Here is a 13,892-nt window from a genome sequence, read left to right on the forward strand (position 1 = left end):
AATCCGGTCGATGACCGCTATTTCCCCGCCGGGCTTTCGCCCCAAACAGTCTCGAAAAACCGCGCAATCATCGGCGCGCTCAAATCGCGATCCATCACATTCAAAACACGGGTCTCGTCGCGCTGCCACGCCGCCCCCGGCCGTCGCCATTCCAGATGGACGGCGATCGCATCTTTCTTCAGCCGCTCGACATGCAGCCGAACGGCCATCGTCGTCTCGGGGAAAAGCTCCGCGTCGATCATCTGGACAGGGCGACCGGGCGTTGCCGCCACGATCACCTCCCGCATCAGCCGACAGACCTCGGCGACCTCGGCCGTCTGCGGCTGACAGCCCAGCGAAAGCCCCGGGTCAGCACGCCCCGGGACGGGGGCAAGAGCGGCTCCCGACATCGCCAGAACCCTCCCGATCGTTTGCAAAAGCTTTACCACCATGCGGCAAGCCTACCCCCGAGGGGGCAGTCCTGTCCATCCCGTCCTTCTCAGGCCGGGCCGGGGTCACTTGCTGAAGCAATCGGCGCGGCCATCGGCCTTGATCGTGGCGGCACCATCGGCGATCTGATTGGCCCGTTTCGACACATAACGCGAGGGCCGGGCGGCGTTGCGATCCTTGGGATCGGGCAGCACCGCGGCCAAGAGCGCCGCCTGCCGGGGCGTCAGTTTCGCCGGGGTGGTGCGGAAATAATGGAAAGCGGCGGCATTGACGCCGAACACGCCCTCGCCGAATTCCGCAACATTCAGATAGACTTCCAGAATCCGCCGCTTGGTCCAGACCGCCTCGACCGCCGGCGTCAGAAGCGCTTCAAGCGCCTTGCGCAGCCAGCTGCGCCCCTGCCACAGGAAGACATTCTTCGTCACCTGTTGCGACAGCGTCGAGGCGCCGCGATTGGCCCCCTGGTCGATCGCCTGTCGGATCGCCCCCATGTCGAAGCCCCAATGGGTGCAGAAATTCGCATCCTCGGCCGCCACGACCGACCGCGCCATCACCGGGGCGATATCCTCGAAATCGGTCCATTCCTGATCCAGCTTGCCCAGCCGCGCCCGTTCGCTCAGCATCGTCAGCGTCGTCGGCGGGTTGAGAAAGTCGAAGACCACGATCAGCGCCAGATAGGCGGCCAGACCCGCCAGCCCGAGTCGCAGCGCCCATGCCGCGGCAAACCGGAACGGCGCGCGCAGCAGGGCCGCCAGAGCCGCAAGACGCCCCGGAGCCTTCGCTTGCCTGATCGGTTTCTTCTTTGCTGCGGCCATGGCGCCATCTGTCATGTCGGCGGGGACCCGGTCAAGCCGCGCCGCAAAAGGAAAGGGCGGGGCCGCGAAGCCCCGCCCCCGTTTCACGCGGCCAAGGGATCACTCGGCCGGAACCGCCTTCGGCTCGTCGCTCAGCGGATGCGGCAGATGCACCAGCATTTCCTTCGGGCAGACCTGCAGGAAGTTCTTCCGCTCGGCCTCCCAGTTCGACAAGATCGCCTTCGCCTTGGCCGAGTCGGTCTCGGCGGCGTGCCGCTCGATCAGGCCCTTCAGCTGCGCTTCCCAATACGGATGGCCCAGACCGCAGGTCACAAGGCTTTCAAGGTTCATGTAATCCTCGGCCACATTCTCCGGGTCATACAGATAGGCCATGCCGCCGGTCATGCCCGCGCCGAAGTTCGCACCGATCCGGCCAAGGATCACCGCAACGCCGCCGGTCATGTATTCGCAGCCGTTCGAGCCGCAGCCCTCGACCACGACCTTGGCGCCCGAGTTGCGCACGGCAAAGCGTTCGCCCGCCCGGCCCGCCGCGAACAGATAGCCGTCGGTCGCACCATAAAGCACGGTGTTGCCGATGATCGTGTTCTCGGCCGCGGTCAGGGGCGAGGACATCGGCGGGCGCACGACGATGATGCCGCCCGAAAGCCCCTTGCCGACATAGTCGTTGGCATCGCCCGAGACCTCCAGCTTCAGCCCCTGCGCCGCGAAAGCGCCCAGCGACTGCCCGCAGGACCCGGTCAGCTTCACCGTCAGATGGTCGGGCTGCAGCGCGTTGCGCATCCCGAAGTTCTTGACGATGTGGCTTGAAGCCCGCGTCCCGATCGTGCGCAAAGTGTTGCGCACGGCATAGGACAGCTGCATCTTCTCGCCGTCCTCGAAGAAGCGGTGACCATCCTTGATGATCTCGGCATCCAGCGTGTCGGGCACGAAGTTGCGCGGTTTCGATCGATCATAGACGATCTTGTCCCAGCCATCGACGGTGATCAGCAGCGGGTTCAGGTCGAGGTCGTCCAGGTGGGCAGAACCGCGGTTCACCTGCGTCAAGAGATCCGCCCGGCCGATGATTTCATCCATCGACCGCGCGCCGATCGAGGCCAGAAGTTCCCGCACTTCCTGCGCATAGAAGGTGATCAGGTTCACCACCTTGTCCGCCGTGCCGGTGAATTTGGCGCGCAGTTTCGGGTCCTGCGTGCAGACGCCCACCGGGCAGGTGTTCGACTGGCACTGACGCACCATGATGCAGCCCATCGCGATCAGCGCGGCGGTGCCGATGCCGTATTCCTCGGCCCCCATCATCGCCGCCATCACGATGTCGCGGCCGGTGCGCAGACCGCCATCGGTGCGCAGGGTCACCCGCTCGCGCAGGTTGTTCATCGCCAGAACCTGATGCGCCTCGGTCAGACCCATCTCCCAGGGCAGACCGGCGTATTTGATCGAGGTCGCGGGGCTGGCCCCGGTGCCGCCATTGTGACCCGAGATCAGGATGATGTCGGCCTTCGCCTTGGCCACCCCGGCCGCAATCGTGCCGACGCCCGACGAGGCCACCAGCTTCACCGTCACCTTGGCGCGCGGGTTGATCTGCTTGAGGTCATAGATCAGCTGCGCCAGGTCTTCGATCGAATAGATGTCATGGTGCGGCGGCGGCGAGATCAGCGTCACGCCCTTGGTCGAATGCCGCAGCCGCGCGATCAGTTCGGTCACCTTCATGCCCGGAAGCTGGCCGCCCTCGCCGGGTTTGGCGCCCTGGGCCACCTTGATCTCAAGCTCTTCGCAGGCGTTCAGATATTCGGCGGTGACGCCAAAGCGCCCCGAGGCCACCTGCTTGATCTTCGCCGACGGGTTGTCGCCGTTCGGTTCGGGCACGAAATGCGCCGGATCCTCGCCGCCTTCGCCACTGTCGGACTTGGCGCCGATGCGGTTCATCGCGACGTTGAGAAGCTTGTGCGCCTCGGGCGAAAGCGCGCCGAGCGACATGCCCGGGGTGACAAAGCGCTTGCGGATCGCGGTGATGCTTTCGACTTCCTCGATCGGCACCGGACGGCCCAAGGGCTTGATGTCGAGCAGATCGCGGATGTGGATCGGCGGATTGGCCCGCATCATCGCGGAATATTGCTTCCACAGATCGAAGCTCGACCGGTCACAGGCCGCTTGCAGCATGTGCATGGTCTGCGCTTCCCAGGCGTGTTTCTCGCCGGTTTTGCGCGCCTTGTAGAAACCGCCGATCGGCAGCACGTCCTGACCGCCCAGCCAGCCCTTGCCATGCACCTGTTCCAGCTTGTGCTGGATGCCGTGCAGACCGATCCCCGAGATCCGGCTTTGCATGCCCGGGAAATATTCGGCGACCATGGCGCGGCTCAGCCCCACGGCTTCGAAGTTCAGACCGCCGCGGTAAGACGAGATGATCGAGATCCCCATCTTCGACATGATCTTCAAAAGCCCGGCGTCGATCGCATCGCGATAGCGGCGCAGCGCATCTTCGAGCGTGCCGTCCAGCAGACCGCGTTCGATCCGGTCGGCAATGCTGTCCTGCGCCAGATAGGGGTTCACCGTCGTCGCACCCGAGCCGATCAGCACGGCGAAGTAATGGCTGTCGATGCATTCGGCCGAGCGCACGTTGATCGAGGTGAAGGTCCGCAGGCCCTTGCGGGTCAGCCAGGAATGCACCGCCGACGTGGCGAGGATCATCGGCATCGCGACTTTGGACGGGCTTTGATGCTCGTCGGTCAGCACAAGGTGCGACGCGCCCGAGCGCACGGCATCCTCGGCCTCGGCGCGGATGCGCTCCAAGCCTTCGCGCAGGGCTTCCTGATCGGCCCCGGCCGGGAAGGTGCAGTCGATCTGCGCCACTTTCGCGCCGAAGGTCTTCATCATCACGTTGAATTCGGTGTTCGCGATGAAGGGGCTTTCAAGGATCCAGATGTCGGTCTGCGAGCCGTCTTCATCCAGCACGTTCTTCAGGTTGCCAAAGCGCGTTTTCAGCGACATCACCCGGCTTTCGCGCAAGCTGTCGATCGGCGGGTTCGTGACCTGAGAGAAGTTCTGCCGGAAGAAATGGCTCAGCGGGCGGTATTGCTTCGAGAGCACCGCGGGCGGGGTGTCGTCGCCCATCGAGGCCACGGCTTCCTTGCCGTCCTCGGCCATCGGCGCGAGGATGTTTTCCAGTTCCTCGACCGAATAGCCCGCCGCGATCTGGCGCTTGCGCAGATCGGCGCCGGTGTAGACGGCTTTCTCCGGCACGTCGCGCAGGATGGCGTTCAGATCGACGACCTTCTCGACCCATTCACCGAAGGGCTGGCTGTTCGCCAGACGGTTCTTGATGTCCTTGTCGTGGTAGAGCTTGCCCTCGCGCATGTCGACGGCGATCATCTGCCCCGGCCCGAGCGCGCCTTTTTCGCGCACGTTCATCTCATCGACCGGCACCATCCCGGCTTCCGACCCGGCGATCAGCATGCCGTCGCCCGTCACCACATAGCGCATCGGACGCAGGCCGTTGCGGTCCAGCCCGCCGCAGACCCAGCGGCCATCGGTCATCGCCAAGGCGGCCGGACCGTCCCAGGGCTCCATCACCGAGTTGCAATAGGCATACATGTGCTGCCAGGCCTTCGGCATGTCGGTCGTGGCTTTCGACCAGGCTTCCGGCACCAGCATGGTTTTCGTCATCGGCGCCGAGCGGCCCGAGCGCACCATCACTTCGAACACCGCATCGAGCGCACCCGAATCCGAGACACCGGCCGGGATGATCGGCTTGATATCCTCGGCCGCGTCGCCAAAGGCGGTCGAGGCCATGCGGATCTCGTGGCTTTTCATCCAGTTGATGTTGCCCTTGATCGTGTTGATCTCGCCGTTATGGGCAAGCATGCGGAAGGGTTGCGCCAGCCACCATTGCGGGAAGGTGTTGGTCGAATAGCGCTGGTGATAGATCGCGAAGGCCGATTCAAAGCGGTCGTCCTTCAGGTCGGGGTAGAATTCCGCCACCTGTTCGGCCAGCATCATGCCCTTGTAGATGATCGAGCGGCAGGACAGCGAACAGATGTAAAGCCCCGCGATCTGCGCGGCGATGGCGGCTTTCTCGATCCGGCGGCGGATCACGTAAAGCTCGCGTTCAAAGGTCTCGTCGTCGATGTCCTTTTCGCAGCGGATCAGGATCTGTTCGATCTCGGGACGGGTCGCATTGGCCTTGTCGCCCAGAACGCCGGTGTTCACCGGCACATGGCGCCAGCCGTAGATGTAATGGCCCATCCGCAGCACTTCGGATTCGACGATGGTGCGGCAGCGTTCCTGCGCGCCGAAATCGGTCCGCGGCAGGAAGATCTGCCCGACGGCGATGCGCTTTTCCATGTCGGGCTCGTGCCCGGTGCGGCGGATCTGGTCATAAAAGAACGGAACCGGGATCTGCACATGGATGCCCGCGCCGTCGCCGGTCTTGCCGTCGGCATCCACGGCACCGCGGTGCCAGATCGCCTTCAGCGCGTCGATGCCCGAGGCCACGACCTTGCGGCTGGCCTTGCCATCCAGCGCCACAACAAGCCCCACGCCGCAGGACGAATGCTCGTCCTCGGCCTTGTAGAGGGCGTTTTCGTCCATCCACTTGCGCTTGGCTTCCTCGGCGGCAACCCAGGCTTCGTCGTAGTTCGTCATCTCAAGGCCTCCTTCGAGGGATGGTCAAGCGACAGATCGGTCATCATCATGTCGCAGTCATATTGCGGTGTGGCGGCGGCAAAGTCGGCGTCGCCGGGGAAGGCGAAGGTCACCGGCCCTTCGGTCGTGGTGACGCGGTCGCCGAAGCCGTTTTCATAGGTCTCGGTCTCGGCAAAGAAGACGCGCATCTGCCGGCTGATCACCTGCATCCCCTTGCGGGTGGCGACGGTGTTGCCGGCCTCGTCCTCGATCGTCATTTCGAAGGCGCAGCGTTCCAGCGGCACGCCGTCGATGGTGGTGCGCGCGCCGGTCAGCTGGTCGAAGCCCTTGAAGCGCTGCACCTGCCCGGTGTTCGTGCGGGTGATGAAGTCGTAATCGTCGCGCCCCGTGGCCAGAAGCGTGCTGAACGAGGCATTGTCCTTTGACCCTGCCGCGTCCAGCTTTTCCACCGTGCCATCCTGCAGGCTGATCGATTCCACCCAGCGGGTTTCCACATCGGTGCGGCTGACGAAGAATTCGCCCGCGCCATCGGCCACCGAAACCCATTGGTCGCCCGGGGCATCGCCCGCGCAGCGGTAGTAATTCGCCACCTGACAAGAATGCATTTGCACCGTGGTCGTCAGCGTGCAGCCCGGCGGCGGGGTGAATTTCGGCTCTGCAGCCGCGGGAAGGGCGCATAGAAGCCCCCCGATCCCGGCCCAAATGCCCCCAAGACCTGCCCAATGCCGAAGCATGGCTTTGTCCTTTCGCGGATTGCGGATCACTCGGCGGCGACGCGACCGGCGCCGTCGAGGTATTTCACCATCTCTGCCCCGGCCTCGCGGCCATCGCGGATCGCCCAGACGACCAGCGAGGCCCCACGCACGATGTCGCCCACAGCATAGACGCCGGGCAGGCTGGTCGCATGGGTGCCGAAGCTCGCCTTGACCGTGCCCCAGCGCGTGGTTTCGAGCGCCGAGACATTCCACATCGCGGGCAGGTCCTCGGGCTCGAAGCCGAGCGCGGTGATCACCAGATCGGCGGGTTCTTCATAGATGCCGCCCTCGATCGGCTCGGGGCTTTGACGGCCCGAGGCGTCGGGGGCGCCCAGACGCATGCGCTGCACGGTGACGCTGTCGACCGGATTGCCGGAAAACGCCTTCGGCGCCGCAAGCCAGACGAATTCCGCGCCTTCTTCCTCGGCATTGGTCACTTCGCGCTGGCTGCCCGGCATGTTGGCCCGGTCGCGGCGATAGAGGCATTTGACCGAGGTCGCGCCCTGCCGAATCGCCGTGCGCACGCAGTCCATCGCCGTGTCGCCGCCGCCGATCACCAGCACGCGCTTGCCGGTGGCGTTCAGCGTGCCATTGTCGAACTCGGCCACGTCATCGCCGAAGCTCTTCTTGTTCGAGGCGGTCAGATAGTCGATGGCGCGCACGATCCCCTTGGCGTCGGCGCCCGGATCGGTCAGCGCCCGGGTCTTGTAAACGCCGGTCGCGATCAATACCGCATCATGCTTGCCGCGGATCGCGTCAAAGGAAATGTCGGTGCCGACATTGCAGCTCAACACGAATTCGACGCCGCCCTGTTCCAGCTGGCGGACGCGCTGCATCACCACGTCCTTTTCCAGCTTGAAGCCGGGGATGCCATAGGTCAGCAGACCGCCCGCGCGGTCGTTGCGGTCATAGACGGTGACCTGCACCCCCGCCCGGCGCAGCACGTCGGCGGCGGCAAGGCCCCCGGGACCGGCGCCGATGATGCCGACCGATTCCGGCCGCTCGATGGCGGGGGCAATCGGCTTGACCCAGCCGCGTTCCCAGGCGGTGTCGGTGATGTATTTCTCGATCGCGCCGATGGTCACGGTGCCATGGCCAGAGTTCTCGATCACGCAATTGCCTTCGCACAGACGGTCCTGCGGGCAGATGCGGCCGCAGATTTCCGGGAAGGTGTTGGTGGTCTGGCTGACCTGATAGGCCTCTTCCAGACGGCCCTCGGCGGTCAGGCGCAGCCAGTCGGGGATGTTGTTGTGCAGCGGGCAATGCGCGTGGCAATAGGGCACGCCGCATTGGCTGCAGCGCCCCGCCTGTTCCGCCGCCTTCGCATCGGCGAATTCGGCGTAGATCTCGTCGAAGTCATGGGTGCGCGCGCTGGCATCGCGTTTTTCCGGCGTCTCTTTCGCCGTCGTGACGAATTTGAGCATGCGTTGCTGAGCCATGGCTGCGCCTCCCACTGGGTTCAATTCGGGAGGACTTCCTACACCGGTCCCGGGCAAAATAAAAGTCAGCAAAGCTGCCGTAATTAGGGGATTTATCGTCGCAAGCCGGACAAGATGCCGCCGAGCGGGCGAATTATGCGGCAGTCTTGCTTACCTATGCGCAAAAACCGGACAGAGCCTTGTTCGGAAAAGGGTGATTCGCGACAGGAAAAATCAGGCGACGATGCCCGCAGCGCCCAGCGCCAGCAGAAGACCGCCAAAGACGATCCGATACCAGGCGAAGAAGGTGAAGCGATGGGTCTGGATATAACCCAGCAGCCATTTCACCGCGACAAAGGCGGTAAGGGTCGAGACGACGAAGCCGATACCCAGCGAGATCCAGTCTTCGCCATCGGCGCCCTCGCCCAATTGGCCGAGCAATTCGTAGCCGGTCGCGGCAAACATCGTCGGAATGCCGACAAGGAAGGCGAATTCCGTCGCCGCAGCCCGGTTCGATGTGCCCATCAGCATCGCGATGAAGATCGTCGCACCCGAACGCGAGGTGCCCGGAAACACCCCGGCGATGATCTGCGCCACCCCCACGGCGATGGCGACGCGCAGGGTGATCTCGGCGCAATCGGGTTTCTTGCCCGCCAGCCATTCGGCGGCAATCATCCAGATCCCGCCCAGAACCAGCGCCCAGGCGATCGGCATCACCGTTTCGGGCAGCTCGAAGCCCAGCTTCTTGACCACCACCCCCAGAACGGCGGTGATCCCGAAGGCCACGGCCAGCTTGATCAGATAGTCGCGGTTCTCCGGCCGATCGAGACCCAGGAACAGCCCGGTGATCCGCCGCCAGTAGATCAGCGTCACCGCCAGAATGGCGCCCGCCTGAATCGCGATGTTGTAGGTGTCCGACCGCGCCCCCAGCCAGTGCTGCGCCAAAAGCAGATGCCCGGTGGAGGAAATCGGCAGAAATTCCGTGATCCCCTCGATCACCCCCAACGCGACATCAGCCAGATAGGACAAGACTTACACCTTTTTCAAATTCTTCGCCGAAGCCTGAATCGCCTCATACTGCCCATGCGGGCGGAAGCGCCAGAGATAATCGGGCAGCACCGCCGCCATCGGCGTCGGCGTCAGCCCCAGATCGGCAAAGGTTTTCGCCGTCTTCGAAACGACATTGTGACGGCCAAGGTTCTTCAGCTGGTCGCTGGTCAGGATGCGGTTGGTGATCAGCCCGCCGGTCAGCCATTGCACGGTGTCGCCCAGCGCCGCGGTGGTGCGGGCAACGACCTGCGGCAAACCGACCACGATATTCTTGCGCCCGATCACCTTCAGCATCTGTTTCATCAGATCCTCGAAGGTTTCGACATCGGGGCCGCCCAGCTCATAGGTGCCCTCGGCCTGACCCAGAATGCCCTGCACCGCCGCGGCGGCGACGTCATCGACATAGACCGGCTGGAATTTCGTCAAAGGCGCGGTGATCGGCAGCAGCGGGCCGAATTTCGCCATTGCGGCGAAGCGGTTGAAGAAGCCGTCCTCGGGGCCGAAGATCACCGAGGGGCGCAGGATCACCGCCTTGGGGAAGGATTTCAGCACCGCAAGCTCGCCCCAGCCCTTGGTGCGGGAATAGGCGCTGTCCGATTCGTTGTCGGCGCCGATCGCGGAAATGTGAACCAGCCGCGACACCCCCAGTTCGGCGGCGATGCGGGCAATCCGCCCGGCGCCATCGGCCTGCACATCCATGAAGGTGTTGCGGCCCTCGTTCACCAGAATGCCGACGCAGTTCACCACCGCATCGGCGCCCTGCATGGCGGTGCGCACCGAGGCATCGTCGCGGATGTTGCAGAAAAAGGGTTCGACCTGACCCACGGCGCCATAGGGTTTGACGAACAGCGCCTCGTTCGGGCGGCGCACGGCGACGCGGACGCGCCAGCCCTCTTTCGCCATGCGTCGGGCAATGTAACGCCCCACGAATCCCGAACCGCCATAGATGGTGACAAGCTTCGACATCGTTTCCGCCCTCATTGCATACCGTCGTGCACTGATTTAGCCGCAGGACCCCGGTCAAACAAGCCCCGCGTGGTCAGAGGGTAGAACAACTGACAGGTCGGTCAAATTTTTCTTGCAAACCCCTGTTGACACTCCCTGCGGGCCCGGCTAAATCCCGCCCCACGACATCGCCCAGATGGCGGAATTGGTAGACGCGCTGGTTTCAGGTACCAGTGCCGCAAGGCGTGGAGGTTCGAGTCCTCTTCTGGGCACCATTTCTTCCGGCTTACCACCGGATGAAAGACCCCCGCTTCGGCGGGGGTTTTCGTTTTGATCATCCGGTGATCTGCGGGCCGTGGAAAAGCGCGGCCGATGCCGTTATACCGGCGCAAACCGGTGAAAGGACTGCCCGTGACCATCCATCTGCACCATAACGACCTGCCCGAGGGGCTTGATCTTGGCCCCGTCGTCGCCATCGACACCGAGACCATGGGGCTTGATCCGCGCCGCGACCGGCTGTGCCTCGTGCAGATGTCCTCGGGCGACGGCCATGCGCATCTGGTGCAGATCGCCAAGGGACAAACCGAAGCGCCGCGGCTGTGCGCCATGCTCGCCGATCCGAAGGTGGAAAAACTGTTCCATTTCGCCCGCTTCGACATTGCCGCCCTTTACAATGCCTTCGGCGTGGTGACCGCGCCGGTGTTCTGCACCAAGATCGCCTCCAAGATGGTGCGCACCTTCACCGACCGGCACGGGCTGAAATATCTGCTCGCCGATCTCGTGGGCGTCGATGTGTCGAAGCAGCAGCAGACCTCGGATTGGGGCGCGTCCGAGCTGACCGCGGCGCAGCTCGATTATGCCGCCTCCGACGTGCTTTACCTGCACCAGCTGAAAGCGGCGCTGGTGACCCGGCTCGCCCGCGAGGGCCGGACCGAGCTGGCGCAGGCCTGTTTCGACTTCCTGCCCGCCCGGGCCCGGCTGGACCTGATGGGCTGGGAGGAACCGAATGACATCTTCCACCACTGATTTCGCCAATACCGCCCGGCGCGTCATCGAAATCGAGATCGCCGGGCTGACGGCGCTGGCCGAAAGCCTGAATGGCGCCTTTGGCGCGGCGGTGCAGATGATCCTGTCCGCGCGCGGCCGGGTGATCGTTTCGGGCATGGGCAAGTCGGGTCATATCGCGCGCAAGATCGCGGCGACCTTGGCCAGCACGGGCACGCCCGCGCAATTCGTCCATCCGGCCGAGGCGAGCCACGGCGATCTGGGCATGGTCACGCGGGACGATGTGGCGCTGGTGCTCTCGAATTCGGGCGAGACGCCCGAGCTGGCGGATCTCATCGCCCATACGCGGCGCTTTTCCATTCCGCTGATCGGCGTTGCCGCGCGGCCCGATTCGACCCTGCTTCGTCAGGCCGATGTGGCGCTGGTGCTGCCGCAGGCCACCGAGGCTTGCGGCACCGGCGTCGTGCCCACCACCTCCACCACGATGACGCTGGCGCTTGGCGATGCGCTGGCGGTCGCGCTGATGGAACATCGCCAGTTCACGCCTGAGCATTTCCGCACCTTCCACCCCGGCGGCAAGCTGGGGGCGAAACTCTCGAAAGTCGCGGATCTGATGCATGAAGACATGCCGCTTGTCGCTGCGACGACCGCCATGCCCGAAGCGCTTTTGATCATCAGCCAGAAGGGCTTCGGCGTCGTCGGCGTCACCGATGCCGAGGGGCGGCTGATCGGCATCGTCACCGATGGCGACTTGCGCCGTCACATGGACGGGCTTTTGTCGCGCAGCGTGGCCGAGGTGATGACCCGCACGCCGCGCACCATCGCCCCCACCGCGCTGGCCGAAGCCGCCGTGGCGGTGATGAACGAATGCAAGATCACCTGTCTGTTTGCCGTCGAGGACGGCAAGCCGGTCGGCATCCTGCATATCCACGACTGCCTGCGCGCCGGGGTGGTGTGATGACCGCCGAGAGCCGCCATACCGCGCTGGTGCATTGGGCGAAAATCGTCCTGCCGCTCAGCGCGCTGATGCTGCTTTCGACACTGTTCCTGTTTTCCGGCAAGGTCGATCCGACGACGGCGGCGATCTATTCCAAGGTCGATGTCACCACGCTCGCCCGTGAACAGCGCCTGACCGCGCCCGAATTTTCCGGCATCACCGAAGACGGCGCGGCGCTGACCGTGCAGGCCGCCACCGCCGCCCCGGACCCTGCGGGCCATGGCGCCTCGGCCAGCAAGATCATCGCCCGGCTTGAAGAAGGCACCGGCGTCGTCACCGACCTGCGCGCCAAGACCGGCCGGATCGACCCCGCCGCGGGGCAGATCAGCCTGTCGGACGGCGTGGCGGTGCAGACCTCCTCGGGCTACCGGATTGCGACCGAACGGGTGGAGATGGCCACCGACCGCACCGCGATCACCGCCCCCGGCGCCATCGCGGCCGAAGCCCCCTTCGGCACGCTGCACGCGGGGCAGATGCAGATCGACCGCAAGAATGCCGCGACCGGCTCCGATCTGGTCTTCAACGGCGGCGTGAAGCTGATATATCAACCGCAGAAATGAGGTTCCGATGCGCTTCCGCTTTGTTCTTGCCGGTCTGACCTTCGCCCTTGGCCTCGGGGCGGCATCGGCGCAAGAGGTCGCCTTTCCCGTCCTGCGCACCGACACCACCGCCCAGGTCGAGGTGACCGCCGACAGCCTGTCCGTCCATCAGGCCGATGGCTCTGCGGTCTTTACCGGCAATGTGCTGATCGTGCAGGGGCCGATGCGGCTGAAGGCGGAACGGGTCGAGGTCGAATATGGCGCCGACCGCAGCAAGATCGCGAAGCTGCATGCCCCGGGGGGCGTGACGCTGGTCTCGGACAAGGACGCGGCCGAGGCGCGGGATGCCATCTATGAAGTTGCGGCGGGCTCGGTCGAGCTGACCGGCGACGTGCTTTTGACGCAGGGGCAGAACGTGCTCTCGGGCCAGCGCATGACGATCGACCTGAAGACCGGCACCGGGCGGATGGACGGGCGCGTGCGCACGATCCTGCAACCGGGGGGCACCCCATGACCGCGGCGCAACCGATTGCGACCGAAAGCCTGACCGGGCTGGATGTCTCCAGCCTGCGCAAGAGCTATCGCAAACGGCTGGTGCTGCGCGATGTCTCGCTGCGGCTCGATCGCGGCGAGGTGGTGGCGCTGCTCGGTCCGAACGGCTCCGGCAAGACCACCTGTTTTTACACCATTGCCGGTCTGGTGATGCCCGATGCCGGGCGGGTCAGCATCGACGGCATAGAGGCGACCGGGCTGCCGATGTATCGCCGCGCGCGGCTGGGCATCGGCTATCTGCCGCAGGAGGCCTCGATCTTTCGCGGCCTGACGGTGGAACAGAACATCATGGCGGTGCTGGAAATCGCCGTCGCCGATCCGCACCACCGCCGCGAACGGCTGGAAGAACTGCTCGGCGATTTCGCCATCACCCATCTGCGGCAGGCCCCCGCGCTGGCGCTGTCGGGGGGCGAGCGGCGGCGGGTCGAAATTGCCCGCTGTCTGGCGGCTGACCCGAAATATCTGCTTCTGGATGAACCCTTTGCAGGGGTGGACCCGATTGCGGTGGCGGAAATCCGCGCTCTGGTGTCGCATCTGAAGGAACGCGGCATCGGCGTTCTGATCACCGATCACAACGTCCGGGAAACGCTGGAAATCGTCGATCGGGCTTATATCCTTCACGATGGCCGCGTGCTGATGTCGGGCCGCACCGAAGAGGTGGTGCAGGACGAAAACGTCCGTCGCGTCTACCTTGGCGAGAATTTCCGCATTCAGTAACAAAGGTTTCACAAAGGATGCGCGCGGGCAGT

The 13,892-nt window shown here is 64.6% G+C and carries 12 protein-coding genes and 1 tRNA gene; 6 read left to right on the forward strand and 7 right to left on the reverse strand.

What is annotated here, in order from left to right:
• Positions 1-17: 17 nt before the first annotated feature.
• The 7 genes from ACTTAG_RS17975 to ACTTAG_RS18005 form a co-directional block, all read right to left on the reverse strand.
• Positions 18-389 carry a hypothetical protein gene (locus ACTTAG_RS17975; protein ID WP_444463550.1) on the reverse strand — a complete coding sequence of 124 codons (372 nt, stop codon included), beginning with the start codon at positions 387-389 and terminating at the stop codon, positions 18-20.
• 105 nt (positions 390-494) lie between these two features.
• Entirely contained in the window at positions 495-1,244 is a 750-nt protein-coding gene (gene mtgA / locus ACTTAG_RS17980) for a monofunctional biosynthetic peptidoglycan transglycosylase (RefSeq protein WP_444463551.1), read from the reverse strand.
• Positions 1,245-1,343: 99 nt separating this feature from the next.
• A complete protein-coding gene (gene gltB / locus ACTTAG_RS17985) occupies positions 1,344-5,882 on the reverse strand; it encodes a glutamate synthase large subunit (RefSeq protein WP_444463552.1) in 4,539 nt (1,512 codons plus the stop codon).
• Positions 5,879-6,616: a hypothetical protein gene (locus tag ACTTAG_RS17990; protein WP_444463553.1), complete on the reverse strand. Its 738-nt coding sequence runs from the start codon at positions 6,614-6,616 to the stop codon at positions 5,879-5,881. Before ACTTAG_RS17990 ends, gltB begins: the two co-directional genes overlap by 4 nt.
• Before the next feature lie 26 nt (positions 6,617-6,642).
• Positions 6,643-8,076: an NAD(P)-dependent oxidoreductase gene (locus ACTTAG_RS17995; protein ID WP_444463554.1), complete on the reverse strand. Its 1,434-nt coding sequence runs from the start codon at positions 8,074-8,076 to the stop codon at positions 6,643-6,645.
• Positions 8,077-8,289: 213 nt separating this feature from the next.
• Positions 8,290-9,084 carry an undecaprenyl-diphosphate phosphatase gene (locus tag ACTTAG_RS18000; protein ID WP_444463555.1) on the reverse strand — a complete coding sequence of 265 codons (795 nt, stop codon included), beginning with the start codon at positions 9,082-9,084 and terminating at the stop codon, positions 8,290-8,292.
• A gap of 3 nt (positions 9,085-9,087) precedes the next feature.
• Positions 9,088-10,071 carry a complex I NDUFA9 subunit family protein gene (locus ACTTAG_RS18005; RefSeq protein WP_444463556.1) on the reverse strand — a complete coding sequence of 328 codons (984 nt, stop codon included), beginning with the start codon at positions 10,069-10,071 and terminating at the stop codon, positions 9,088-9,090.
• A 169-nt stretch (positions 10,072-10,240) separates the two neighbouring features.
• Here ACTTAG_RS18005 and ACTTAG_RS18010 point away from each other — a divergent pair.
• From ACTTAG_RS18010 to lptB, 6 genes are all read left to right on the forward strand, one after another.
• Positions 10,241-10,325 (forward strand) — tRNA-Leu (locus ACTTAG_RS18010).
• Between the two features lie 136 nt (positions 10,326-10,461).
• Entirely contained in the window at positions 10,462-11,076 is a 615-nt protein-coding gene (locus ACTTAG_RS18015) for a ribonuclease D (RefSeq protein ID WP_444463557.1), read from the forward strand.
• Positions 11,057-12,013 (forward strand): KpsF/GutQ family sugar-phosphate isomerase, encoded by a 957-nt coding sequence (locus tag ACTTAG_RS18020; protein WP_444463558.1) that lies wholly within the window; start codon positions 11,057-11,059, stop codon positions 12,011-12,013. Before ACTTAG_RS18015 ends, ACTTAG_RS18020 begins: the two co-directional genes overlap by 20 nt.
• Positions 12,013-12,612 carry a hypothetical protein gene (locus ACTTAG_RS18025; RefSeq protein ID WP_444463559.1) on the forward strand — a complete coding sequence of 200 codons (600 nt, stop codon included), beginning with the start codon at positions 12,013-12,015 and terminating at the stop codon, positions 12,610-12,612. The genes ACTTAG_RS18020 and ACTTAG_RS18025 overlap by 1 nt, the downstream gene beginning before the upstream one ends.
• A gap of 7 nt (positions 12,613-12,619) precedes the next feature.
• Positions 12,620-13,105: a lipopolysaccharide transport periplasmic protein LptA gene (gene lptA, locus ACTTAG_RS18030; protein ID WP_444463560.1), complete on the forward strand. Its 486-nt coding sequence runs from the start codon at positions 12,620-12,622 to the stop codon at positions 13,103-13,105.
• On the forward strand, positions 13,102-13,860 hold the full coding sequence (gene lptB / locus ACTTAG_RS18035; RefSeq protein WP_444463561.1) for an LPS export ABC transporter ATP-binding protein: 759 nt from the start codon (positions 13,102-13,104) through the stop codon (positions 13,858-13,860). The genes lptA and lptB overlap by 4 nt, the downstream gene beginning before the upstream one ends.
• Positions 13,861-13,892: the final 32 nt, after the last annotated feature.

This window comes from Rhodobacter capsulatus (assembly GCF_052363185.1).
GTDB lineage: Bacteria > Pseudomonadota > Alphaproteobacteria > Rhodobacterales > Rhodobacteraceae > Rhodobacter > Rhodobacter capsulatus_E.